We start from the raw sequence: 25,247 nt of genomic DNA, 5'->3' as shown, positions 1-25,247 counted from the left end.
GCCACGCGGCGTATCCTCGCGCAGACGCCCGACTCTCGGTCGGAGCGCTGGGGCGTTCGCCTCCTCGCGACATGGGTGAGATTCTCCTAGTTCCGAGACAATGCATGTGCTTGCGCCGTACCTTTCGGCTGTGCCCGTCCAGACCCCATGTGCCGAGCCCGGTTGCTCGACGCCCGCCGCCTTCACGACCCGGACTAAGCCTGCGTGGTGCGATGAGCACATCATCGCGATCCTTGCCGTCGCAGGGCTTGAGCCCATGGAACCGTTCCCGGGCAGGCCGACAGCATGGTGGCTGACGAGGTGCATCCAATGCGGGTGCCTCGCGCACTACCGGCTCGTGTACGTCCTGGACAACAACAAAATCAAGACACCGACGTGCCGTGCTTGCTACTGGCGAGACTGGGCCGCGACGACGCGCCATATGCAGGGCCCCTACGCCCGCACCGAGTCCGTACTCATCGAAGACGCAAGGGCGCTGGCCGAGAAGAACGGATACGAGTACCTCGGCAGGCTGACCGACCCCTCGCTCCCCGACGACCCACATCATGTGCGGTGTGTGTACTGCGGGCGGTTGTCCGCCAGCCGTCTGGGGGACATCGGCTGGGGCTGCCAGTGTCAGGTCAATCCTCGGCGCAGCGCCTCAAGCGAAGCGTCGCCGAAGAAGGCAAAAGTCCTGCTTAAAGACTCGGACAGCCCCGCAATCGACTGGTGGAACCACGCGCGCAACTCCGCGGAGTCGTGGGCGACTGCCACACCCAAGGCGCGGCGTGTTGTCTGGTGGCAATGTCCCGAGTGTGGGCATCAGTTTGAGAAGAGGGTGCTCGACATGACCGGCGGCGTTGAGTGCCCGGTCTGCGAGCCACGACGACAGGCTGCATGGAGCGCCGCGATCAACACCTACAAGCACACCCCGGTTAGCGAACTCCCGGAACTTCTTCAGGCGTGGGACGACGAAACGGACCCCGCAACCGTGATGGTCGCGGGCGATTGGGAACTACGCCGCTTCCGCTGCCTGGCAGGGCACCATCCACGACTGAGCCCGCTGCGCTATCTGACCGCCGGCTGCCCCCACTGCCGCGGACAGCGCACCACCCAGAACACCCTCGCCGCACTCGAAGCCGACCCTGCCGCCTACGGCATGAACTCAGAGATCGCTGCCCAGTGGCACCCAACGAAGAACCAGGACCTGGACCAGGCTCGCATCCCACCGACCTCCAGACGCACCGTGTGGTGGCGCGAGGAGAGCTGCGGTCACGAATGGACGGCAACACCGGCCGAACGTGACAAGCGCCAGCGACTGCGTTGCCCCGAGTGCCGCACGATCCTGGACTCCCTGGCCTACCACTTTCCCGCACTGGCTCAGCAGTGGGCGCCTGACAATCCCGTCACAGCCTGGCACGTGCGCCCCACGGCGACCCTGTCGTTCGTACCCCGCTGGGTCTGTCCACAAGACCAGGAGCACACCTGGGAGGCATCGCTGGCCTCACGGACCTCCGGATCAGGCTGCCCAATGTGCAAGCAGGCCGGAAAATCTGCACCGGAGCTAGAGATCCTCCAAGCCGCTCGCGATCGGTTTGGCAACGCCGCCTCCGGCAAGCCACTGCGGCACCGGGCGTTTACTACCCGAGCTGTGTGGCACCCCGACGTCACGATCGACCTACCAGACGGTGGCCTCCTCGTGATCGAGTACGACGGGTCCTACTGGCACTCAAAAAAGGCCGACGTCGACGTCGCGAAGTCCTTTGACCTGCTCACCGCCGGACATCACCTCGTTCGTCTGCGCGAACATCCACTTCCGCCGTTGACAATCAAGTCGGAGCGATACCGCGAGATCGTCGTATATGCAGCGGCCCTGGACCCCGCCAATGTCATCGCGGAGATCGCCGCCTGGCTGCCTACAGCTGGAACGCAGCGGCGACCGTAGCGAACCAGCCAGCCGATGCGGGAACCCGAACCGGGCCCCAAGGGCACGGTCGTAGGGATACTCCATCGGTAGGAGCGGGCCCACGGCACCATTGCCAAGTGCCATTATTGCCCCATGACTCGTCATGCCCGCACCGGACAGGCCAGCGCTCAGGAAGAACAAGGCGTCTGGCTCGCTAGCGACACGATCGGTCGGATACGAGCGGGTGGGCTGCAGCTTCCGCGCGATGTCCACCCTCCCGAAGGGCCTCACTTCCGGTACGACGATGGTCCGTCGCTGTTCCTCGGCCGTAGCGGGCAAGGACCGCTGCAAGTGGCATGGGATACCAACTTACTCGTTGACTATTTCGAATTTGGCGTACAGCTCTGGGAGGGCGAATCGCTACCGGAACTGATGCCCACCGAGCAGGGAGAGGAACTCGAAGGTCTTCAGATGATCGTTAGCCTTTGGGTGCTAAGGGACATTCGATTTCACATTCTCCCGGGCGTCATTGACGACTCGAAAAGGAAGCCGCTCGCCCAAACCAGAAAGCAGCAGCGTATTCATGCGTGGGAAGAATTCTGTGCTGCTATTTCTCTTGTCGAGGACGCCGAAGATGGGCACGGGGAACCAGTCCTACCGATGGGAATCTCAGATCACGACCTTGACGACGCACTGTCGGCGGTGCCTGCGGGCAACGACCGTGCACTGGTCCGGGATGCCCTTATAGCGGGAATGCATGTCTTCCTGACGTGCGACAAGGGAATCCTCAGGGCCCGCGACCGCGTGGCGCCACTGGGTTTGCTGCTCGCGAGTCCACTCGAAGTTGTTGAAGAACTTGGAGCTGCCGGCGCCCTCCACTGCTTGTTCGAACCGCGACATCTCTACTGGCCGATGCCCGATCAGCAGCGTGTCGCACACTTGATCCAAGCGCTCGGCAGAGGAGAGGGCCGATAGCCCTCGGCCGGTTCTGACTTGGGCTGATGACGTGTCAGAGTGGGAGCGTGAGCGACGACGATGCCGGTGTGCCGCTGACCCGAGTGTTCGGCGAGCGGTTGCTCTACGACAACCCCTGGGTCCGGCTTGTGCAGGTGGAGATCGAACCGCCCGACGGCCGACGGTTCTGGCACCACGTGGTGCGACTCCAGACCGTGTCCACCGCCATCGTCCTGGATGACGCGCGCGAACACGTGCTGCTGCTGCGGCGTCACCGCTTCGCCACTCACCAGATCGGATGGGACGCTCCAGGCGGCATCGTTGGGCATGACGAGTCGACACACGTCGCTGCGGTCCGGGAGACCATCGAGGAGACGGGCTGGAAGCCCCGGGGCGAGGGACGCCCGGTCGCAGGCTTTCAGCCGATGCCGGGGATGGTGGATACCCCGCACGAGGTCTTCGTCTTCCACGGCGCCGAGCAGATCGGTGAACCGACGGACGCCGAAGAAGCGGCCGTAGTCGAGTGGGTTTCCCTGACGCGAATTGCAGAGCTGATCCGGGCCAGAGAGGTGCTGGGCTCTGGAACGCTCGTCGGGCTTCTGGCGGTCCTAGCTGGCCTGGACGCCTAGACGTGACTGAAGGTTCTTGATTCGGCGTTTCTGCCGCGCCGATCCGGCTCGTTTAGCAAGCCCGCGAGCCGTGTCAAGCGCCTGCACAGCTTCTGGCGTGTGGCCTGCCGCGACGAGGGAATGCGCGAGATCCACGTTGAGCTGGGCCCCGGCGCGTAGGTGGTTGGGATCCATGCCGCTCAGGGCGAAGTGCAGGTCGGCGATAGCTTCTTCGTCGCCGAGGCGGGCGAGTGCTGCTCCGCGCCAGCGGGCGAGGCTGTATTCGTCGAGCATGATGTAAGGCGCGTCCGGGTCGCGCGTGTCGCCCGACAGTAGGGCTACGGCCCGGTCGAAATGTTCCATGCTCGCGGTCGTCTCGCCAACAATTGCGGCGACCTCGCCCGCAACCCCGTGGAGCCAGGACCGCACTGGACCGGATAGCGCCGTGGCGCCGACGGTGATTGCGTGCTCCGCAATGCGCAGCGCGTACTGGGGCTGATCCGTATCTACGAGGACGTAGGCCTGTTGCGCGGTGGCGTGCGCGAGATCCGCCCTGGCCGAACTCTCGCGACCAGCGTCCTTCGCCGCCTCATGCAAGCGCCAGGCTTCCTTGATGTTCCCGCTGTCCAGATACACCCAGCCGGCCAACGACGCGGTATCGCTGTAGACGCTCGCCAGTACCTCGCGCATCGACGGTTCCAGGCTGTATGCGCGCAGCGACCACAGGACGTCCAAGTGCTCCTTGAGCGCTTGGCTCGTCGCCACGCTGGACTGTCCGCGGTCACCTAGGCGGATATCCTCCGTCCGGGCCGCCATGGTCGTGATGGTCGTCTGGTCGACGGACGACGCGCGCTGGAGCCAGCCCATGATGTCGTCATCGGCTGTGTCCGGTCGCGCCTTCGGTCCGCGTGGGCTCGGGTAGAAGCCCAACTCGGCGTCGGTCGTCACGTCGAGCACCGCACGGAAGGCGGCCCGGTAAGTCTTGCTGGGCCAGTTGACGATCCCGCGTTCGTACCGGGATATCGCGTCTGCGTCGAGGGCGGCGCGACGACCGGTCGTCCTCCAGAGGTGCAGGTTCACCAGCTCGGCAAGTTCGGCGCGGCTCATGGGCCGCGCCGGATCGGCGAGGGAAGGCTTCTCGGTGCGGAGCCGCCGAAGACGCTCGTTGGGGGTCGCCACCGCTGCCCCACCCCCTCCCAAGCATCCCGTGTGGTGATCGGCTCCTGCCCGACCCAGGTCTCCAGTCTGCCGCCCAGTCTGCCCCTCCCACGGTGCGCCGCGCCAGCAACAGTGGTCCTTGGCTACACGGCACCCCTCAGCCGGGGCAAGAAAGGACGGTGATCACGTTGAACTCGTTCGACACGAACACCAGCACAGACGCCGGAGCAACGATCGGTCACGCGCTCGCCGTGGCCGCGCGTCTGATGGCGGACATCGGCATGGGTCGGATCGAGCTGGTCACCTTCACCAGTGACCGCATCTGCCTGCATCCTGCGGACCTCGCCGAGGGCGAGCAGATCGCTCGGGCCGTCGGGTGCGACTTCCCTCTGGATCATCGGATGTTCGTCCCCGGACACACGTTGTGGACCGGAATCGTCGACGGGCTCGAAGTCCAGATCCGATCCGTGCTTCGCCAGCCCGTAGGACTCCTCCAGTGAGGGCACCGGAAATGAGCCGCTTGCCGCACGTTCAAGAGCGCCCAGGACACCCGTCAGTGAGAAGTGGAACAGTGACATCACGCCCCACCAGCACCCACACCACAGTTCGCCGTCTCGTCGCCCTCGACATCGACGGGACGCTCCTCGACGTCGACGGGAAGGTGCCATCCGGAACCGTGGGGGCTCTGGACCTGGTCCGCGCCGCAGGACACAAGGTGGTGCTCTCCTCGGGGCGATCGTTGCCCGGGCTCATCCCGATCGCGGTGCGGCTGGGGCTCACCGATGGGTGGGCGGTCGGTTCCAACGGCGCTGTGACCGTACGGCTGGACCCGGCCGCGCCGTCGGGGTATGACGTCGTTGCCGCCCGCACGTTCGACCCCGGGCCGGTGATCCGCCGCGCCATGGACCTGGTTCCGGCGGTGCGGGTCGCGGTGGAAGAGGTCGGCTGGGGCTGGCGTACGGGCACGCCGTTCGAGCCGGGGGAACTCAACGGGCAGCAGAAGCTCGCTCTGCTGGACGACCTGACGGCACAGCCTGCTACCCGGATCGTGCTCGCCGGACCGGGCATCCGCCGATACACCGACGCGCTGGCCGCGACCGGTGTCACGGTCGCGCCGATGGGCGCCGACTGGGCCGACATAACGGCGCTGGACGTGAACAAAGCGGTCGCACTCGACGACATACGCAAGCATCTGCGTATCCCCGCCGACTGCACTGTTGCGGTCGGGGACGGCATCAACGATTTGACCATGCTGGAGTGGGCCGGGCGCTCGGTCGCGATGGGGCACGCGCCCGCGATCGTCCGCAGCGCCGCCGACGAGACGACCGGCACCATCGCGGATAGCGGGGTGCTGCCGGTGCTGCGCTCGCTCGTCCCGGACGTGGACAGCTCGTTGCCACCGGTGGCCGCGCAGATCGCTACTGCCGAGGCCAGTGCACCGGGCCCCGTGGTCCTGCGGGTGTGGCACGGCACGGGACCCGACCTGTCCCGTTGCGAGGCATGGACGCTCCAAGCCGGTCAATGGGTCAGGCACGCTCCAATCCCATCCGGCGTAGGTATCACCATGCGCGCGATCGAGACCGCAGCACTGGAGGCGGGCTTGCCGTTCCCGCGTGGGGACGAGGGCCGCCGACGCGCCCAGTGGCGCAGCGTCAATGGGAACGGCCCGGCGGGCTTCGAACTGCCCCTGAGCGATCTGTAGAGACCTGACCCCTCGATCTTGCGGCCGATTCTGCCCCGACCTGGCCGCGAGCCGCCCCCAGACGGCGGACCCCAGGCTGAGGCTCCCGACCTCCCGGGAGCCTCAGCCGCCCTGAGAACACTCCGCACACCCGAAGGGGAGCCACCATGGCCTGCCGTGCAACTCCGCGAAGTTCCCGACCAGGGGAGAACTGTGAGCGAGATCGCGAACATGACTGAGCACTCTCTGCGAGCCCGCGGCTGGGGCGGCGCACAGACAGCCGCTGTCGTCGTTCGTCCCGGGCATCGTTTGTCGGGCAGGGTCCGAGTGGATGGCTCGAAGAACGCGGCACTCCCGCTGCTCGCCTGTGCTGCGGTCACCGAAGGGCCGGTGCAGGTGTCGAACATCCCGTCGAGCGCGGATGTGAGCGTGATGCTCACGCTCCTGGAGCACGCTGGCTTTCGAGTTGACCGTGCACCGGACGATCAGCAGTCCGTGACCGTGCGCCTGGCGTCAGAGCGCCGTCTTGGAGGGCTGGATCTCGCTGGGACCATCCGGGCGTCGTACTACCTGGTGCCCGCGCTCCTGGCGGCCCATGGTCGTGCCGACTTGCCCTGGCCTGGTGGCTGCCGGATCGGGGATCGCGGCATGGACCTGCACTTCGACGTCTACGCCGCATTCGGTGACACGGTCGAGCTTGACGCCAGCGGCTACCACGTAACGGCGCGGGAGACCCCGGACCAGGTGACGATAGATCTCCCGTTCCGTTCCCGGGGCGCGAGCGTCGTGGCCGTGCTCCGCGCCGTCGTGGGACGTGTGCGGCTGGAACTGGGCAACCCGAATCTCTCCCCGGAGTTCACAGGCACCCTCGATGGTCTGCGCTCCGCCGGCTGGCACATCGATCTACTCGCTTCCCGCCTCCGGATGGCCCCGCCGCACGAGACCAATGCCCATCCGGTGTCGTGGCTGGTCCCCGGAGACAAGATCGAGGCAGGCACGCTGGCGTGCGCGATCGCGGCCACGGGCGGCAGCGGGCGCGTCGAGGGAGTCACGGGTCGTGACATCCAGTACGTCGGGCTGCTCCTCAACGGCGTCGGCGTTCATGTCGACGTCGAGAACGACGCGCTCGCCGTTCTCGACGGTGGTGAGCGGGGCGGCCACGGTCTGCGAGTGAGCGCGTCCCTGGACCCGGAGGGCTTGGACGCCGACTTCGAACCGGCGCTGATGGCCCTGGCGCTTGGGTTGCCCGGCATGCATGAGTTCGGCGATTCGATCAACCCCGGGCGGCACGGAAACCTGTTGGCGCAACTCGCTCACCTGGGTGCGGACATTGAGCCGCTGACCGCGACGACAGCCCGCTTGACCGGACCGCAGCATCTGGTGGGAGGAACTGCGGAGGCCACGGACATCCGGACGGGTTCGGCCCTGCTGGTCGCGGCCTTGGCCGCCCACGGCGAGACGACGGTGACCGGGCTGGCGCAGCTTCGGCGTGGCCACGCCGACCTGCCCGGCAAGCTCCGTGCGCTGGGCGCAGACCTCCAGGAGCTCCTATGAGCGAACGCGTCCTGGAGCGGATCGTGGCGACGACCGACGTGCACTCTCAGCTCGGCGGGGTCGGGCCGTTGCTCGCTGGGCTGCACCGTGCACGGCGCAACGCTCTGGTCGTGGACTGCGGGGACTTCTTCGAGGGGACCGGCTACTACCGTCTCGGCCAGGGCCGGATCGAGACGGAGATCCTGGTCTCGCTCTACGACGTCTTCGTCCCGGGCAACCACGGCTGGCGTCACCATCTGCAGCCTGGCCTGCGCGAGATGACCGTGTGCGCCAACGTCGTCGAGGGGTCGAGCGGCGAGACACTGTTCCGCGGCCTGCACCGGACGACAATCGGCGGACAGCGGGTAGCGGTGACCGCCGTCATCGGCGTGCAGGCGTTCACGGCGATCCCTGTGAGCGAACGCTCTGGGCACCGCGTCATCGACCCTGCCGTCGCGCTCACGGACGTGTGGCAGAAGCACCGTCATGAGGTCGACGCGTGGGTGCTGCTGTCGCACTCCGGCTTCGAGCAAGACCTCCGCCTCGCCGAAGCTTGCCCGTTCCTCGACGTCATCTTCGCAGGCCACTGCCACAGCGAACGTCACGGACCCGAGCGGGTCGGCTCAACCGTCGTCGTCAAGGGGGCTGAACTCGCGTCCGGGTTCTCGACCGCTGCACCAGCCGGGAGCGGTTGGGACGCGCGTACCGCTCGGTTCGAACCCACCGACACGGTTCCGGCAGCGTTGGAGTCTTTCGGCCGCCAGATCGAATTACTCCGCGACCAGTTGACGACACGTATCGGCCCGCTCGATCACCGCTGGAGAGGCCGCGCCCTTGACCGCATGGCCGTGCTCGAACAGGTCGCCAGATGGCTTCCAAGGAGCGCGCCGTCTGCCGTGGCGATCCTCAACGAGTCCGCGCTGCGACAGGTTCATCTCGGGCAGGCACTGACCGCCGACAACCTGTTGGCCATCGAGCCGTTCGGCAATCGCATCGTGCATGCCCGAGTCGAGCCCGAGGTAGATCTCTCAGCGCTGCTCGCTGAGTTCGCGGAGAGGGCCGGTCCCTTGGTCGTCGAACCCGACCGGGCCGGCGGTCGGGTGAGCACCGTCCTGACCACGGACTACCTCGCCGAGACGCTTCCCCTTGAAGGTCCGCCCACGACAGTTCTCGAACTCAGCCAGGCCGTCCGTCATGTCCTCTGCCAGGAGGTAACGCCATGATCCTTACCGGTCCCGAGATCACCGCATCAGTGCGCGACGGGCGGTTGCGGGTCACGCCGTTCGAGCCCGCGCAGGTCAACCCGAACAGCTACAACGTGCGCCTCGGCCCAACCCTGATGACGTACGTGGACCCGGTGATCGATGCGCATCGGCCGAACCCGACGTCCACCATCGAGATGGGTCCGAAGGGGTACGTTCTGCAGCCGAACGAGCTGTACCTCGGGCACACGCTGGAGGAGGTCGGCTCGGATGTGTTCGTGCCGCTGCTGTTCGGACGGTCCTCCGTCGGGCGGCTCGGTCTTTTCGTGGAGATCACCGCTCCGATCGGCGACATCGGCTTCCACGGCCAGTGGACCCTCATGCTCGCCCCCACGCGCCCCCTGCGCGTCTACGCCGGGATGAAGATCGGACAGATCATGTTCTTCGTCGCCGCCGGCCCGCTCGAGTTGTACGCGGGCAAGTACCAGGCAGCGCAGGGACCGCAGGCCTCACGCTACTGGCACGACATCCCCCACTCGGCGGCCTCATGATCCTGACCGGCCCCGCCATCGCCACAGCCATAGCAGCCGGGGACATCACCATCGATCCGTTCGACCCGGACCGGCTGTCCGCGAACGCGTACGACTGGCGACTCGGATCCACCCTTCGGGTCTGCACGACGGACCTGGACGCCGCCATACCAACGCCGTTCACCGAGGTCACTATCCCCGAGTCGGGGTACGTCCTGGAGCCCGGGGTCCTGTACCTCGGGGTGACCCTGGAGCGGACGGCATCTGACAGGTACGCCCAGATGCTCAACGGCGACCGTGTCACCGGTTGCCTCGGTATCTGGGTCCATGTCTCCGCGCCCCTGGGCCATGTCGGGCACGCGATCCGCTGGACGCTGGAGATCCGCGCCGTCAGACCCGTTCGTGTCTACCCCGGGATGACGTTCGGCAAGTTGATCTTCCTGCGCACCTATGGGCCAACGGCCAGCTACCAGCAGCTCGGCCGCAAGTACACCTCCACCGACGGCATCGACATCTCCCGGCTCCACGAAGAGTTCCAGGAGGGCACCTCATGACCGCTCGTGTGGCGACCTTCCTCGACCTACCCGCCGCGAGCCCCGGCGGCAGCGTGGAACTGTTCCGCGACCTGTACACCGGTACCGAGCCGCTCATCCCTGCACGAGCATTCATGCTCGACGCCGTCCACAACGGGCCCTCAGCCGTGCCGGGTCTGGACCTGCTCGCGGTCGACGGCAAGTGCATCGACGAGCCCGGCTTCACGCAGTACGTCACGGCACTGCACCGCGCCCTGGCCGATGTGCTCGACCCCGAGGATGTCGACGTCCTCCACCTGCAACACCTCACCTTCGGTGCCACTCCGGCGCTCCTGCGAACGCTCCCGGACCATCCGACGATTGCCCTGGTCCACGGGACCGACTTGCTCTTCGCCGAGACCCACCCCGACCAACTGCGAGTCCTACGCGACACGGTCCGTCGCGCGGACGCGATCGTCGTACCCACCTCCGCGATGGCAGACCGCCTCCGCACGCTCGCCCCCGACGCCGCCCGGGTCGTGAAGATCCCCTGGGGCATCCCCGACCACCTCCTCGCCGGACCGCCTCCACGACGCTCGTCCCCGGAGGGCAGGCAACGACTCCTGTACGCGGGCAGGCTGACGCCCGAGAAGGGCGCCGACCGCCTCACCCAAGCCCTCGGAGTGGCCACGAACTTCACGCTCAGCATCGCCGCGCCGCCCCACGAGTTCCGGGCGCTCCGGCCTGCCCTGCACCGGGCCGGGCTCGACGTTCACTACCTCGGGTGGCTTCCTCGGCCTGAACTGTGGAAGGCATTTGCGGACCATGACGCGCTGCTCATGCCCTCCACCACCCTGGAGGCCATGGGCCTGGTCGCCCTCGAAGCGCAAGCCTGCGGACTTCCCGTGCTCTACCAACCCGTGCCTGGACTCGACGAGACGCTCGGCGAGGCCGCCCTGCCCACCGGCTTCACCGACCCGAACCACGTCGCGGCCAACCTGCGTCACCTCGCGGTGTCCGGCCTGGCCGACGACCTCCGAGCTGCCGCCCGCGCCAACGCCGCTCGATTCCCCTTGTCCGCTGCCGCCGCCTCGTTGAGTCACCTCGGCGACAGCCTCTCCTGACCACAGACAGATCCAGCTATGCCGTCCTTACCGCCCCTACGCTGACCAGGACGGCCTATCCCACGAAGCAGAGGAACCGATGCCCTCCACCACCGAACACCTCCACGGCCTGGTGACCGCAGGAGTCAACGACGGCGTCTACCCCGGTGCAGTGTGGGCCGTCGGCAACGCGGACGGCGTGATCGACCGCGGCACCACCGGCCTCCTGGACCCGACACGTTCCGACGAGCCCATGACGCCGGACACCGTGTTCGACGTCGCGAGCCTCACCAAGATCCTCGCCGTCTGGAGCACCATCGGGACCCTCTGGCAGGACAACCACCTGGACCTCGACGAGCCTCTCGGCCAGTTCTGGCCTGACGTCGCCGGATACCCGCTCGGCCAGGTGAATGCCCACCAGCTCCTCACCCACACCGCTGGGCTACCGCTGCGCGCCCAACTCAAGAACCTCTACGGCACCAACCATGACGCCATCCGAAGCGGTGTCCTGCACGAGGCGTTGCACCGCCCACCGAGCCAGGCCGTGGAGTACACCGACCGTGCCGCACTCATCCTCGGCTACCTCGCCGAGTACCTCAGCGGCGAGCCGCTGGACCATCTCGCCACCGACCGTGTCTGGAGCCCGCTCGGCATGCGGGAGACCCGCTATGGACCTCTGCCGACGGCAACGGTCGCGCGCTGCGCCCCAACCGAACTCGACGAGGAGACCGGCACACACCTCAAGGGCATCGCTCACGACTTCTCCGCCCGCCTCCTCGGCGGCGTGTGCGGCATCGCCGGAGCGTTCTCCACCCTCGACGACCTCACCGTGCTGCTGCGCTACCTGCTGGATCCCGGCACCGCCGCGACGCCTCCGGGCTTCGGCCCCGACTGGACGCGCGAGTCCCTCAACGTCCACACCGGCAGCCTGGAACCGGCACGGGGCCTGTTCTGGCACCCAGCTCCCGGCACCGACCCCGCTGACCAGAGTTGGACACACTACGGCTTCACCGGCACCGCCATGTGGCTGAACCCGAAGCAGGACCGGTGGGCCGTACTGCTGACCAACAAGCTCTACTACACCCGGGACCGCGAACCCCTCGCCACCCTCCGCGACCAATTTCGCGAGACCGTCTTCGGCTGATCCGGCAGGGCGTTGGATCGCATATGGTCACCGTGCTACGTGCCCGGACCACTCACTGCCCGATTATCACCGTCGCGGCGACTCTCGTCTCGGCGATTGCCAACGCTCCTACTCCGGTTCATGAGCCGACGGGCGTCGTCGCGTTGAGTGAGAGTGTTGGGCGTGTTGCCCAACTAGCTGTCTGCGGCGGACGCAACAGGCGGCGGCGGCAACGACGGTGTTCTGCCATCCGCGTTCGCCGGAGACGGGGGTCGGCGGTCGCGGAAGTCCTTGTTTCGGCGAGGGCATGCGCGGTCCTCGATACGTTCAGCGCGTCGTTCGAAGGCTTGCGGACAGCGCCGAGACTTTGCTCAAGACGCGTGGGATGAGGCCGGCGATCCAGCTCGACGCCCGAGCCATAGAGCGAGTGGCGCCGTGCTCGACTTGCTGCCGGAGTGCAGCGGCGATGCCAGCATCCTCGACACGCCAGCCAGGCGACTCTCCCAGCTTCCTCGCTGCGCCACGCATCCTCGACCCACTCGCCACGGCGACTATCACGACCTGGCGGCACGGGTACGCGCCTATGTCCGAATGACTGCTGGGTGTGTTGCGCGGGCTCGCTCGGCCGGATGAACCCGTCTCAGAGTTAGCAACACGCCCGGAGCGGGCATCGGAGTCACCCGAGTGACATCACCCGGGTGAAACGAGCGACTTGGCGCTCCTTCGTGGCATCGCGATGTCCACAATATCCCTATCGCTCGGCCGGGAGGGACTTCGTCGATGTCGACGAGCCCACGGGTACACGTTGTGAGCAAGTGACTTTCGTCAGGAAAGAAGCGGCCTCAACAGCCATTCAGAAGGGTTCACGTGCAGATCTTTGTCGACACACCACCGCCGCCGGAACGAATGGCCATTCATCTAATATCCGACAATTGGGATGACTACGGCTTCAAGACGACATTTGAAGTGAGACTACACCTGGCCAACTTAACAAGAATCGATCTGGGCGACGTAAAAATTGGCTTTTATGGCCAAGAATCTGGTGAGCGAACACGGTCGAACCTCGAGGCCCTAGAAGATGAGCTAGGGCGCGACTACGTATCCCTGGGCCAGAGCATTTCCTACTACGAGGCACTGGCGCGGCTACCTGCAACAGTTCGTTCCGAATATCTACGAACAATGCGAGACGCAACACATGATATTGAAGCTCGCGCCCACTTTAGTTCTCAGGAAGTGTGGGTGACATCAATCTTGCGCTTCGACTCCGCCTCCTTAGCCCTAGAGCACGCTGCGCTCGTCCTGGAGGACGCTCCATTTCACGGAGCTCCGCGCGACTTCATGGTTCGAATTAGAGCGCAAGGAGATCCCGCAATCGATCTCCGCTTTTCCTTCGCTCCTGCGAACGGAATTCAGAGCAGGATCGCAGCAATTATCGGCTACAACGGGACCGGGAAGACCACCAGCTTGGCAAGGCTCGCACTGATTGCTCACTCGGACCAGAAGACCAGAGCAGCGCGTCGCTTCCGTTCAGAATACGGCCAGTTCGTCGGCCAAGCACCAAAATTCGCCGCTGTGATCATGGTCTCCTATAGCGCATTCGACACATTCGAGCTCCCACAAAACCAGTCAAAGAGACTCGGTGGGATAAGCGGGAGTCGAAAGACGGAGGTTTTTGGGTACTCGTATTGCGGGCTACGCGACATTAGTTCTGCAGGTGTCGAACAATTGAAAAAGCCGGGAGTCCTCGCCGACGAAGCAACGAGAGCGCTGAGCAGAGCATTGAAACTGAACCGCCGGCTCACGTTACGCGCGCTCGCAACCCTCCGAAGAGAGCCATCGTTTGCGCAGATACTTCCGGATGACACGAGCAGCCAATGGGTCGTGGAGAGTTTTCCCAGCATGAGTTCGGGCCACAAAATCGTCATCTGCGCGATCTTTCATCTATGCGCATACCTAAAGCCGGAGTCGCTGGTCCTGTTTGATGAACCAGAGTCGCACCTTCACCCTTCCTTGCTGGCGGCGCTGATGAACGCAATGGAAGAACTCCTGAACGAAACAGGCTCACAAGCGGTGGTCGCAACGCACTCACCGGTCGTCCTGCAGGAACTCCCTGCCCACGCTGTCCAAGTTCTGACGAACCAGTCCGGAGACCGCGTCGTGCGCGGACCGGGGATAGAGACGTTCGGGGAAAATATTGGAGCGATCGTCCGTGACGTATTTCATCTTAGTGCTGATGCCACCGACTACCACGCAAAACTTGATCGGCTTTTGGTCGGCCATACCGCCGCCGAAGTTGAGGGCCTGTTTCCGCTCGGGCTTGGCGTTGAGGCTTGGGCGTACGTAAACGGTCGGTGGCGGGAGGGCGGCTCATGATCTTCGTCGATCAGCCAGACATCGACGCAAACGATTTGTTAGACAGAGCTGCCAGGCTGAGGACCCGCGGTGCGCAGGCGCAATCGATTCCCGAGTACCTCCGTGAGACGGTGTCTGCGGAGTATCCACACTACAGCGCGAGTTTTAGGCCGCGTTCGGATCAGCCGCTTCTTTCACTGAGCGAGGCAGAGTCCGACACTATGCGTGACGCGTATGAGCGCTTTCAGCGACGCTCTGCCCACCGACGTGATCGGGCGCGGATCCACGAGACCGTCGAGCCTACTGGGAGCAAATGCCCGTACTGCGGAATCAGTGAGGCAACGCAATTCGACCACTTCGCTCCAAAGAAGGGCAAGTGCCCGTTTCCTCAATTCGCAATTCTGCCAACCAACCTTGTGTATTGTTGCGGCCACTGCAATCAGCTTAAGGCGTCGGCGTCCCACATCTCATTGGCGCACCTGCCGTTCCTGCATCCCTACTTCGACCGCGAGATGATGGCGGGCGTGGAACTCGTGGTTGACCTGGATGTCGTGAGTGGCAATCCGACACTGGACGTTCAGATCCGGTTCGGCACGCACGTACCACCAAATATCGCCGCGATTGTCGAATCGCACTATGAGCGGCTCGGCCTCCTGCTCAGGCTGAGGAGGGCCTGCGTCGGAGAACTCGGATCCTCTGTCTACGTGGCCCGGGCAAGCCGACTCTCTATTGACATGGCACTCGACCGGCACTCGAGCATCGCCGCAGCAAAACTGAAAACCTACGGCCCTTGGTACTGGGACGCATGCCTTCAAGCTGCCCTCGGCACAGATGAGTCGTTCTGGCGCCAAGTTCTCACAGGCTGAGTTGTCATGGAGGTCTTGGCGCGGTCGCCAAAGTCGGCGCACGCAACTCACCCGAGGTCAGGACCAGTGGAGCGTTCCAGTATGGTCCGCCGATTGGGCGCGTGGTCAGTGCTTGCCACGTCTTGGACCATATTGCGGATGCGTCGTGCGTCGTCGCGTTGGGTGAGCGTGGTGGGCGGTTCGCCGAATGGGTCGTCCGTCGTGATCGCGTAGCGGTCGCGGTAGGCGGCCAGGGCGGCGACGGTGTTCTGCCATGCGCGCTCGGCGGGGCCGTGGGGGCGTGGTGGTAGGTGTCGGGTCCAGGGTTGGCGGTCGCGGAGGGCTTGCCCGGCGAGGGTTCGGGCGCGGTCCTCGATGAGTTCGGCGCGGCGGTCGAGGGCTTCGCGGACGTCGTCGGGGAACTGTCCTTGGGCTTGTGGGATGAGGCCAGCGATCCGGTTCCGCACGGTGGATGTGCGCGTTGCAGTGTGGGTGAGGCGGTGGTGCAGGACGGCGGCGATGTCGTCGGCGTCGTGCAGGCTGCGGGCGGCGGCGAGCCGGGGTAGCAGGCGGGTCACGTCGTGGCCGTCGGCTTCGGCTCGGCGCAGTTCGGCGCATAGCGGCCCGAACGCGTCGGACTCCACGACCTGGGCGATATCGCGTCGGGTGAAGCCTTCCCCGGCCAGGGTGTGCGCGACCAGTTGGGTCCAGTGTGGGCGTTGGGCGTGGCTGGCGATGGTGTCGTACTCGGCGGCGAGCTGTGCGATCGATCCCCAGCGGTGTTCCTCGTCCTGACGGGACTGGTGTGCGGAGGGTTCGGCGCCGACCCGGTGCAGGATCCCCGCCAGCATGGCGCGCGCGGCGGTCAGCTCGGGCATGTCCGGGTCGATCGCCGCTCCGATGGCGTGTTCGTGGTTGTGGTCGCGGTCGGGCTGGTCGACCGGGACGAACACGGTGTTCGTCGTGCGGCCTCGGGTGAGGGCGACGTACAGGTTCTCGCGGCTCATCGTCGGGCTGGCGACGGTGTGGGCGGTGTCGACGGTCAGTCCCTGGGCGCGGTGTGCGGTGATCGCGTACCCGAGGTCGACGTGCTCGGTCACGTAGGCGGCGGGCAGGCGGACGATCCCCCAGGACGGCGCGCCGTCGCGGTCGGGGCGCGGGTTGGTGTGTGGTTCGAGGTCGACGCGTTGCACGGTGACCGAGCCGTCCCGGTGAACGTGGAGGATCCTCCAGCGGTCGCCGTTGCGGACCCACCCCTCGCGCCCGTAGCGGAGGTGGCGGTCGTTGTCCCGGGTGATGACCAGGTCCCCGGCTGACGCCCGGGTCTGTCCGGCGAGGTGGACGTGTCGGCCGTCGGAGACGTGTCCGGCCAGGACGCGTTCGGCGCGGGCGCGGCGGTTGAGGTCGTTCATCGTCGCGTTGTCGGGCACGACCAGGACCGACGAGCGTCCGGCCCGGGTGTCGGCCTTCCATGCGGTGTAGGCGGCGTCGGTCATGTCGTCGGTAGTCCCGGCCTGGATGCGCCCGTGGTCGGTGTAGAGGTTCAGGACGTCGGGGTCGCCGTCGCGCAGGCGCAGGGTGGCGTGCTTCTCCCAGTCGGCGTGGAAGCGGTGGACGTCGGTCAGGGTGGGGACGTCTTCGGTGGTGCGGGCGCGTTCGGAGACCAGGAGGTTCAGGGCGCCGCCGGTCTCGACGGCGGGGAGCTGGGCGGGGTCGCCGACCAGGAGCACCTTCGCGCCGGCCTCGGCCGCGAGCCTCGTGATCCGGTCCAGGGTGTGAGTCCCGGCCAGGGATGCCTCGTCCACGATCACCAGTTGCCCCGCCTCGAACTCGGCGCGGCCGTGGCGGTGGCGGGTGAGCCACATGGCAGTGTTCTCGCACTCGATCCCCAGCTCCGTGCCCAGGACGTCGGCCGCCGCTGCGGACGGCGCGAGGCCCACGACGGTGCCGGGGCCGTGCTGCTGCTCCCACATTGCCCGCAGCGCCCGCAGCGTCGTCGTCTTCCCGGTCCCGGCCGGTCCGACCAGCAGGTCCAGGCGCCGCCCCGAACCTGCGACGGCGATCACGGCTTCGGCCTGGGACGCGTCCAGCACGCCCTGCCGCACGCCTTCGGCGAGCACGGCCCGGAACTCATTTGTGTCTACGTGGGGTGCAGTGCGCTCGATCATCGCCGCCAGGAGGCGGGTCTCGGCGTTCAGGACGGCCTGCGAGGTGAAGACCTGGGAGTGCTTGGGGCGCAGTGTGGTGGTGCCGTCCGCCCGGAGCAGGAAGTCCGGGGTGGGGGCCAGTTCCGGCGGCGTCAGCAGGACCGAGGCGCCTTCGGCGGTGGCGACGATCCGGGCCACGGTCTCGACGCGGTCGTGGTGGGTAGTCAGGCGCCAGTGCTTGGTCTGGCGTTCGGCTTCGGCCCAGAGGTGCCAGTGCTTCCAGGTGGCCCGCTTGTCCCCGACCACGCGCAGCACGACAGCAGCCGCCTTCTCGATGACCTCGTTCGGGACGTCGTGGGCGGTGAACGACCGGCCCGGCTCGTCCACCGACCTGGCGATCAGGTCCCGCGCCCACTGGCCGGGGTCCTGTCCCAGGATGCGTGCGGCGCGGTCGCGCCACTGGGCGGACAGGTCGGCCAGGGACTCGATCGACTTGGGCGGGCGCGTGGCCAGATTCGCTTGCTCGCGCAGCCGGTTGATCGTGCCCCGCGACGGCATCCGCCCGTGCTTCTCCCGATACTCCGCGATCAACTTGTCAGTCGCGGGTTCGATGTCGGCCGACCGGGTCGAGAACTCTTCGATCAGCTCGTCACTCACCCCGACGATCTCGAACCCGGGGTTGCGGTTCTTGCCCCGTGCGGGGCGTCGTTCCCACTGGACGCCGAGGCTGGCGGTCAACCGGTCGGCAAGGACCGCGTCGTAGTGCTCGCTGAACGCGACGTTCGCGTTGAACAGCGCCCGCGAGTCCAGGGTGCGCCATTTCCCGTCGGTCACCGCGCGGACCTTGTTCGCTATCACCAGGTGCGTGTGCAGCTGCGGGTCGTGGGCTCGGGAGTCCCAGTGGTCAAACGCCGTGGCGATCAGGCCGGTGACGTCGACCTGGGCGATCGACCCGTCTCCCGCATCGGTGCCGGTCCGGGTGGCGGCTACGTGGTCCTCGATGAACCGGAGGGTCTCGGTCACGGCGGCGCGGTGCGCTCCCAGGATCAGGGCCTGGGTGGTGCGGTCTGACAGGCCCCACAGGACCGAGACCGACTTCATCGGCGAGAAGGTCAGGTCGAACCCGCCTACCGCGTGGCGTTTCCCGGCCCACTGCTCGTCCTGGGTGATCTGGTCCACCGCGGCCTGCCGCTCGGTCGGGCTCAGGCCGGGGTCGAGGGTGGCGGTGCGCTTCTCGATCCGCTCGCCCAGCGGGACGATCTTCGGGTACGCGCGGCCCAAGGGTTCCGTGGTGACTGGGTCGCGGCCCGCGTCCAGGAGACGCTGGAGCTGCGTCGTGGTCACCCGGTCACCCGCCACCAGTGCGCCTCCGCCGCCGAGGTCGTCGATGCCGCGTCCGAGCCAGTACCCGGGCGGGGTGCCCGTCTCGGTGTAGTACGCGATCACCGGATCCATCCCGGGGCCCTCGCCCTCGGGGCTGGGAGTGTCGCGGTCGGCGTTGGCCACCGACCGGGTCAGGTAGTCGGTCCCTTCACCCACGCTCATCGCGTGCACCGTCACCGCCATGAGCGGCCACCACCTCGGACGCGATTCCGCGTGAGCGAGCCGCACGCCAACAGTGCCCGCACGTGCCAACGCCAACGGCGCCGTCGTTCCTCAACTGCCTGAGGTGTGCTGGATTGTGGGGAGGTGAGGGGAAGGGGGGAGGTGGTGGAGGGGGTGGGGTTGGGGAGGTGGGGGAAGGGGTGGGAGGGGATGAGGGGGGTGGAGGTGGGCGGGGTGGAGAGGGGGATGGTTGGGAAGGTTGGGAAGGTGTGGGTGGGGAAGGGCGGGTGGGATGAGTCGCGGGGGTGGGACCCCCGCCGCAGCGGGAGTACGACCCGCCCCGTGGTCGCAGGGCGCAGCGCCGAGACCGGCTGACGCAAGCCGATCGCGTTGCCGCCAACGACAACGGGGCTCGGACACCGAAGTGTCCGAGCCCCGTTCATCCGCCTACCCCGAGAGGAGTCAGGCCATCGTGTGCTTGGCACCGGCCGCCTCCTGTGCCGCGAGCCAGGCCATCACCTTCGAGCGCCGGTAGACCACCCGGCGCGGGCCGAGCCGGAACGAGTCCGGGCCCTTCCCGATGTATCGCCACCACCGCAGCGTGTTCTCGGGCACGCCCAGCAGGTCAGAGACCTCCCGGGTGCGCAGCAACGGATCAGACTCCACGACGACCACCCTCCTCGGTTTTCAGGTGCTTGGAGATTAATTTCATCATGATTCCGTGTGGTCGTCAACAAGAATAGCCGATACTGTTGGAGTGTGTCAGCAGACGAACGAGACATCCACATCGGCAAGAACCTCACCAGCCGGCGCGGCGTCCGCAGCCAGCAAGCCCTCGCCCGCGCCATGCGCAACCGAGGCTGGAAGTGGTCCCAGGCCACCGCCTCAGCCATCGAGAAAGGAGAACGACCACTCAAACTCGCCGAAGCGATCGACCTCGCTGACGAACTGAACGTCCGCCTCGAAGACCTCATCCAGGAACCCGAACAAGCCGCTGCGAGCCGTGAGGTCGGCTACCGGGCACGCCAGGTCGCGTTCCACGCCGCCAGTGCTATCAAAGTGCTCATCGGGTTCGAACGCGAACGACGAGGACTCCTGGCCGCCATCGAGGAAGCGGCGAAGGTCCCCGGCTGGGAACGCCCCCAAGCCGCAGCGCAAGCCCTCGATCAGCACACCCTCGACAAGCTGATCCACATGACCCGAGTGATCCTCGACAGCGAGCAGCTCACACCGCTCAACCTCGAATCCCTGACACCCGAGGAACTAGCCCGAGTCCTTACCCGAGGCGACCTGGACTCTACGGAAGGAGACGCCGATGGCATCGGTCACGAAGCGACCTAGTGGAAGGTGGCGAGCAGTCTTCACGTGTGAAGGCTGCGAGCGGCACAAGGGCGTTCCCAAGCAGCACACAACCCACCATGACCGGAAGAAGGACGGCGAGGACTGGATCGACGAGCAGAAGACAGCGCTTCGGACGGGTAAGTGGACGGACCCGAAGAACGCGCGAATGACGGTCGGCCAGTGGTGCGACCGCTGGCTCGAAGGCTACGCGGTCAAGAAGCCGTCTACGGTCAGGCAGGCGCGCACGCACGTCGCGAAGATCAAGGAAACCTTCGGCGGGCGCAAGCTGCGGAATTTGAAGCCCTCGGACGTGAAGGCGTGGACCGGCGCGCTGGCGGATGGCGGTGCCGAGGCGTCCTACGTTTATGCGCTTCACGCACGGCTCTCGCAGATCCTTACCGACGCGGTCTTGGACGGCATCCTGCCGGTCAATCCATGCTCGCGGCGCACTGCTCCGCCGTCCGGCAAGCAGCGGGCGTTCATCGCGACCACGGACCAGATGTGGGCGCTGCACGACGCGATGCCTGAGCACTTGCGGCCCGCGATCCTCCTGGGCGCGTTCGCCGGACTGCGGGTTGCCGAGGTATGCGGTCTTCGTGTCGCGGATGTTGACTTCCTGCGGGCGATCATCAATCAGGCCGTCCAGTACCCGGCTGAGGACTTGAAGACCGACGAGTCCAAGACGCCCATCCCGGTAGCGCGCGAACTCATCGAGGTGCTGTCGGCCTCGATGGTTGGGCGCCCAGCGTCAGCGTGGATGATCGCCGACGAAGCGGGGGAGCAGGTCGGCCCTTGGCAGATCCAGCGAGCGGTGCGCGCTGCTCGGTTGGCCGCGACGTACAAGGACGCCGAGGGGGAGGGAGTCAAGGGACTGCCGGACGAGTTCCGGTTCCACGACCTGAGGCACTACTACGCCTCGCTGCTCATCTCCGAGGGCTCGGACGTGAAGGTGGTCCAGGCACGCCTCCGGCACGCGAGTGCGAAGACGACACTCGACACCTACGCGCACCTGTGGCCGGACACAGAAGAGTCCACGCGAACTGCCACCGGGAAGGTGCTTGCGGCTCGCGTGGACTCTTCGTGGACTAAGGGGTCAAAGAAGGCCCCGAAAGCCCGGAATCTAGCCGATCAGGCTTAGATGTCGTAGTAGAGCTCGAACTCGTGCGGGTGCGGCCGCAGGCGGATCGGGTCGATCTCGTTCTCGCGCTTGTAGGCGATCCAGGTCTCGATCAGGTCCTCGGTGAACACGTCACCGGCGGTGAGGAACTCGTGGTCGGCCTCGAGCGCGTCGAGCACGCCCGGGAGCGAGGTCGGCACCTGCGCGATCTGCTCGTGCTCCTCCGGCGGCAGCTCGTACAGGTCCTTGTCGACCGGGGCCGGCGGCTCGATGCGGTTCTTGATGCCGTCGAGGCCGGCCATCAGCATCGCCGAGAACGCCAGGTACGGGTTCGACGACGGGTCGGGCGCGCGGAACTCGATGCGCTTCGCCTTCGGCGACGTACCCGTGATCGGGATACGGATCGAGGCGGAACGGTTACGGGCCGAGTAGACGAGGTTCACGGGAGCCTCGAAGCCGGGCACCAGGCGGTGGTACGAGTTCACCGACGGGTTGGTGAAGGCGAGCAGGGACGGCGCGTGCTTCAGGATGCCGCCGATGTACCAGCGGGCGATGTCGGACAGGCCGCCGTAGCCCTTCTCGTCGTAGAACAGCGGCTCGCCGTTCTTCCAGAGGGACTGGTGCGAGTGCATGCCCGAGCCGTTGTCGCCGAAGATCGGCTTCGGCATGAACGTGGCCGACTTGCCGGCGTCGAACGCGACGTTCTTGATGACGTACTTGAACTTCATCAGGTCGTCGGCGGCGTGCAGCAGGCTGTTGAACCGGTAGTTGATCTCCTGCTGGCCGGCGGTGCCCACCTCGTGGTGCGCGCGCTCGACGGAGAGACCGACCTGGCCGAGGGTCTTGACCATGTCGTCGCGCAGGTCCGCGAAGCGGTCGCTCGGCGAGGTGGGGAAGTAGCCGCCCTTGTAGCGGGTCTTGTACCCGAGGTTGCCACCCTCCTCCTCGCGGCCCGTGTTCCACGCGGCCTCGACGGAGTCGATGGAGTAGAAGCTCTCGTTCGCGGACGTCTTGAAGCGCACGTCGTCGAACACGTAGAACTCGGCCTCGGCACCGAAGAACACGGTGTCGGCGATGCCGGTGGACTTCAGGTAGGCCTCGGCCTTGGCCGCGATGTTGCGCGGGTCGCGGGCGTAGGGCTCGTTCGTGAACGGGTCCACGATCGAGAAGTTCACGATCAGCGTCTTGGCCTTGCGGAACGGGTCGATGAACGCCGTCGCAATGTCCGGCACGAGCTTCATGTCGGACTCGTGGATCGCCTGGAACCCGCGGATGGACGAGCCGTCGAACATGAGGCCCTCGCTGAAGGCGTCCTCGTCGAACTGCTCGACCGGGATGTTGAAGTGCTGAGTGACACCCGGCAGGTCGATGAACCGGACGTCGACGAACTCCACCCCCTCGTTGCGGGTGAAGGCGATCGCCTCCTCGGCGTTGTTGAACATCTGCGCTCCTTGCTCGCTCGATAAGTCCAGGGGAGTCCGTCGCACTGTGCCGAATGGGCTGGGCAGGGTTGCACGCGGATCGCCACGAACCTATGGGCCGGTGGTTTCTCTCGGGTTACTGATTGTTGCCGGATTGTTTCTCGCGCCTCTCGCCCGTGTAACCGGGGCGAGATGCGCTGGTGGTGGCTCCGACAGCCGACCCCAGCGTGCCAGAACTCACATGGCGTGGCCTGGCGGCGTCCGTCCATCGGACGGATGAAAGGCAGGCAAAAGGGCGCCTTCCGTGCGGAAGGCGCCCTCTGCCAGGGCCATCCGGCCGCTGCCGGACGGCGGTTGGCGGCCGGACGGCGGTCGTGGCCGGACGGCGGTCGTGGCCGGTCAGCGGCCGCGCATGCCCTTGCGGTCGGGGCGGGCGCGGTTCGGGTCGATGCCCTTCGGGATCGGGAGCTTCATGCCGCCGATGGCCTTGAGGCGCTTGCTGATCTCGGCCACCTCGGCCCGGGTCAGGGTCGACTTGAGCCTGGTGACGGCGCGTGCCACCTTCGTCAGCGGCACCTGCCCCTCGCCGTCGCCGCACTGGATCAGCGTGACCGGCACGTTGGACAGGATGCGGCTGACCTTCTTGCGCTCCTGGTCGAGCAGGCGCGTCACGCGGTGCGACGGGCCCTCGGAGACGAGCACCACACCGGCCCGGCCGACGCCCCGGAACACGAAGTCCTGGTTGCGCGCGTCGACGGCGACCGGCTCGTCCTCGAACGTCCAGCCACCGCGGACGGTGCCGAGCGCGGCACGGGCCGCACCGGGCTGGCCGGCGATCTGCGTGTAGGCGGCCTTCTCCGCGCTGCGCGACAGCACGAACATCGCAGCGAGCACGCCGAACGGCACACCGATCACCAGCGCGTAGACCCAGGGGCCCGCCAGGACGCCGATGAGCAGCGCGACCGCCACCACGCCGAGGAACGAGGCGAGCATCCACCAGGTGACGAGCGGGTTCTGCTTGCGGGTCATCTGGTAGACGTCCCACAGCTGGTGATACCAGCGGCGCTTCTTGGGCTTCTTCTGCTTGGTGACGGACGCGTCGTCGCGCGCTTCGCCTCCGGACGAGGTTCGGGCCATGGTCATCGATTCTAGTGCGCTGCGAGGGTTCGGCGTGCCGGGTCAGCGCGCCAGCAGGCTCGCCGCCTCCTGACGGGAGGTGGTGGGCTGCGCGAGGTGCGAGAGCGCCTCGGGGATCGCCCGGCCGTGCTTGGTCATCGCCTGGCCCCACAGCCGGCCCGCGCGGTACGAGGAACGCACCAGCGGCCCCGCCATGACGCCGAGGAAGCCGATCTCCTCCGCCGTCTCGGACAGCTCCACGAACTCCTCGGGCCGCACCCAGCGGTCCACCGGGTGGTGGCGCAGCGACGGGCGCAGGTACTGGGTGATCGTGATGATGTCGCAACCGGCGTCGTGCAGGTCCTGCAGCGCCTGCTTGACCTCGTCGACCGTCTCGCCCATGCCGAGGATCAGGTTCGACTTGGTGACCAGGCCGGCGTCGCGGGCCCGGGTGATGACCGAGAGCGACCGCTCGTAGGTGAACGCCGGCCGGATCTGCTTGAAGATCCGCGGCACGGTCTCGACGTTGTGCGCGAGCACCTCGGGGCGGGACTCGTTGACGGCGTCCAGCAGCTCGGGGATGGCGTTGAAGTCCGGGATCAGCAGCTCGACGCCGGTGCCGGGGTTGAGCGCGTGGATCTGGCGGACGGTCTCCGCGTAGAGCCAGGCGCCGCCGTCGGCCAGGTCGTCGCGGGCGACGCCCGTGACGGTCGAGTACTTCAGGCCCATGGTGCGGACGGACTCGGCGACGCGGCGCGGCTCGTCCTTGTCGAAGTCGGCGGGCTTGCCCGTGTCGATCTGGCAGAAGTCGCAGCGGCGCGTGCACTGGTCACCACCGATGAGGAAGGTGGCCTCGCGGTCCTCCCAGCACTCGAAGATGTTGGGACAGCCGGCCTCCTCGCACACCGTGTGCAGGCCCTCGCCCTTGACGAGCGATTTCATGTCGCGGTACTCGGGTCCCATCACGGCCCGGGTCTTGATCCACTCGGGCTTCTTCTCGATGGGCGTGGCCGAGTTGCGCGCTTCGATGCGCAACATGCGTCGGCCTTCAGGTGCGATGGTCACGCAGATCCC

At 66.7% G+C, this 25,247-nt stretch carries 21 protein-coding genes; 14 read left to right on the top strand and 7 right to left on the bottom strand.

What is annotated here, in order from left to right; genetic code table 11:
- Positions 1 to 130: 130 nt before the first annotated feature.
- The 3 genes from C8K30_RS14380 to C8K30_RS14370 all read left to right on the top strand — a co-directional run bounded on the left by C8K30_RS14380 (position 131) and on the right by C8K30_RS14370 (position 3,468).
- Positions 131 to 1,924: a zinc-ribbon domain-containing protein gene (locus tag C8K30_RS14380; protein WP_199230493.1), complete on the top strand. Its 1,794-nt coding sequence runs from the start codon at positions 131 to 133 to the stop codon at positions 1,922 to 1,924.
- Positions 1,925 to 2,038: 114 nt separating this feature from the next.
- Positions 2,039 to 2,860 (top strand): hypothetical protein, encoded by an 822-nt coding sequence (locus C8K30_RS30335; RefSeq protein WP_146197478.1) that lies wholly within the window; start codon positions 2,039 to 2,041, stop codon positions 2,858 to 2,860.
- Positions 2,861 to 2,907: 47 nt separating this feature from the next.
- Positions 2,908 to 3,468, top strand: coding sequence for an NUDIX hydrolase (locus C8K30_RS14370; protein WP_199230492.1), 561 nt, complete (start codon positions 2,908 to 2,910; stop codon positions 3,466 to 3,468).
- Here the strand turns inward: C8K30_RS14370 and C8K30_RS14365 are convergent.
- Together C8K30_RS14365 and C8K30_RS30710 are read right to left on the bottom strand one after the other, a co-directional pair.
- A complete protein-coding gene (locus tag C8K30_RS14365) occupies positions 3,448 to 4,626 on the bottom strand; it encodes a hypothetical protein (protein ID WP_146197477.1) in 1,179 nt (392 codons plus the stop codon). The two genes, C8K30_RS14370 and C8K30_RS14365, sit on opposite strands and share 21 nt — an antisense overlap.
- A gap of 122 nt (positions 4,627 to 4,748) precedes the next feature.
- Complete coding sequence (locus C8K30_RS30710) at positions 4,749 to 5,183, bottom strand: hypothetical protein (protein ID WP_158281013.1); 435 nt, start codon at positions 5,181 to 5,183, stop codon at positions 4,749 to 4,751.
- Between C8K30_RS30710 and C8K30_RS14355 the strand changes: the two genes are divergently transcribed.
- The 9 genes from C8K30_RS14355 (at position 5,177) to C8K30_RS30330 (ending at position 15,507) form a co-directional block, all read left to right on the top strand.
- A complete protein-coding gene (locus tag C8K30_RS14355) occupies positions 5,177 to 6,307 on the top strand; it encodes an HAD family hydrolase (RefSeq protein ID WP_158281012.1) in 1,131 nt (376 codons plus the stop codon). The genes C8K30_RS30710 and C8K30_RS14355 overlap by 7 nt on opposite strands.
- 192 nt (positions 6,308 to 6,499) lie before the next feature.
- A complete protein-coding gene (locus C8K30_RS14350; RefSeq protein WP_199230491.1) occupies positions 6,500 to 7,840 on the top strand; it encodes a hypothetical protein in 1,341 nt (446 codons plus the stop codon).
- 23 nt (positions 7,841 to 7,863) lie between these two features.
- Positions 7,864 to 9,042: a metallophosphoesterase gene (locus tag C8K30_RS14345; RefSeq protein ID WP_199230490.1), complete on the top strand. Its 1,179-nt coding sequence runs from the start codon at positions 7,864 to 7,866 to the stop codon at positions 9,040 to 9,042.
- Positions 9,039 to 9,572 (top strand): dCTP deaminase, encoded by a 534-nt coding sequence (gene dcd / locus C8K30_RS14340; protein ID WP_108493600.1) that lies wholly within the window; start codon positions 9,039 to 9,041, stop codon positions 9,570 to 9,572. The genes C8K30_RS14345 and dcd overlap by 4 nt, the downstream gene beginning before the upstream one ends.
- A complete protein-coding gene (locus tag C8K30_RS31825) occupies positions 9,569 to 10,105 on the top strand; it encodes a deoxycytidine triphosphate deaminase (protein WP_108493599.1) in 537 nt (178 codons plus the stop codon). The genes dcd and C8K30_RS31825 overlap by 4 nt, the downstream gene beginning before the upstream one ends.
- Entirely contained in the window at positions 10,102 to 11,187 is a 1,086-nt protein-coding gene (locus C8K30_RS14330) for a glycosyltransferase family 4 protein (RefSeq protein WP_108493598.1), read from the top strand. Before C8K30_RS31825 ends, C8K30_RS14330 begins: the two co-directional genes overlap by 4 nt.
- Positions 11,188 to 11,266: 79 nt before the next feature.
- Positions 11,267 to 12,310, top strand: coding sequence for a serine hydrolase (locus C8K30_RS14325; RefSeq protein ID WP_108493597.1), 1,044 nt, complete (start codon positions 11,267 to 11,269; stop codon positions 12,308 to 12,310).
- A gap of 846 nt (positions 12,311 to 13,156) precedes the next feature.
- On the top strand, positions 13,157 to 14,662 hold the full coding sequence (locus C8K30_RS14320) for an AAA family ATPase (protein ID WP_146197474.1): 1,506 nt from the start codon (positions 13,157 to 13,159) through the stop codon (positions 14,660 to 14,662).
- Positions 14,659 to 15,507: a hypothetical protein gene (locus tag C8K30_RS30330; RefSeq protein WP_146197473.1), complete on the top strand. Its 849-nt coding sequence runs from the start codon at positions 14,659 to 14,661 to the stop codon at positions 15,505 to 15,507. The genes C8K30_RS14320 and C8K30_RS30330 overlap by 4 nt, the downstream gene beginning before the upstream one ends.
- A 47-nt stretch (positions 15,508 to 15,554) precedes the next feature.
- Here the strand turns inward: C8K30_RS30330 and mobF are convergent, their stop codons facing one another.
- Both mobF and C8K30_RS14310 read right to left on the bottom strand, forming a co-directional pair.
- Positions 15,555 to 19,199: a MobF family relaxase gene (gene mobF / locus C8K30_RS14315; protein ID WP_108493595.1), complete on the bottom strand. Its 3,645-nt coding sequence runs from the start codon at positions 19,197 to 19,199 to the stop codon at positions 15,555 to 15,557.
- A 441-nt stretch (positions 19,200 to 19,640) separates the two neighbouring features.
- Complete coding sequence (locus C8K30_RS14310; protein ID WP_108493932.1) at positions 19,641 to 19,844, bottom strand: AlpA family transcriptional regulator; 204 nt, start codon at positions 19,842 to 19,844, stop codon at positions 19,641 to 19,643.
- Positions 19,845 to 19,937: 93 nt separating this feature from the next.
- Here C8K30_RS14310 and C8K30_RS14305 point away from each other — a divergent pair, with 93 nt between their 5' ends.
- Positions 19,938 to 20,519: a helix-turn-helix domain-containing protein gene (locus C8K30_RS14305; RefSeq protein ID WP_108493594.1), complete on the top strand. Its 582-nt coding sequence runs from the start codon at positions 19,938 to 19,940 to the stop codon at positions 20,517 to 20,519.
- Entirely contained in the window at positions 20,494 to 21,657 is a 1,164-nt protein-coding gene (xerC, locus tag C8K30_RS14300; RefSeq protein WP_108493593.1) for a tyrosine recombinase XerC, read from the top strand. Before C8K30_RS14305 ends, xerC begins: the two co-directional genes overlap by 26 nt.
- Here the strand turns inward: xerC and glnA are convergent.
- From glnA to lipA, 3 genes are all read right to left on the bottom strand, one after another.
- Positions 21,654 to 23,078: a type I glutamate--ammonia ligase gene (glnA, locus tag C8K30_RS14295; RefSeq protein WP_108493592.1), complete on the bottom strand. Its 1,425-nt coding sequence runs from the start codon at positions 23,076 to 23,078 to the stop codon at positions 21,654 to 21,656. The genes xerC and glnA overlap by 4 nt on opposite strands.
- A 378-nt stretch (positions 23,079 to 23,456) precedes the next feature.
- The gene (locus tag C8K30_RS14290) at positions 23,457 to 24,194 is read right to left on the bottom strand and encodes a DUF4191 domain-containing protein (RefSeq protein WP_108493591.1); all 738 of its coding nucleotides are present in this window, start codon (positions 24,192 to 24,194) and stop codon (positions 23,457 to 23,459) included.
- A gap of 42 nt (positions 24,195 to 24,236) precedes the next feature.
- Positions 24,237 to 25,238 carry a lipoyl synthase gene (gene lipA / locus C8K30_RS14285; protein ID WP_108493590.1) on the bottom strand — a complete coding sequence of 334 codons (1,002 nt, stop codon included), beginning with the start codon at positions 25,236 to 25,238 and terminating at the stop codon, positions 24,237 to 24,239.
- Between the last annotated feature and the right edge of the window lie 9 nt (positions 25,239 to 25,247).

It is taken from the genome of Promicromonospora sp. AC04 (genome assembly GCF_003058225.1).
GTDB lineage: Bacteria > Actinomycetota > Actinomycetes > Actinomycetales > Cellulomonadaceae > Promicromonospora.
Note: the sequence above shows the minus strand (reverse complement) of the source record. Positions and strands in the feature narration are given on the sequence as shown.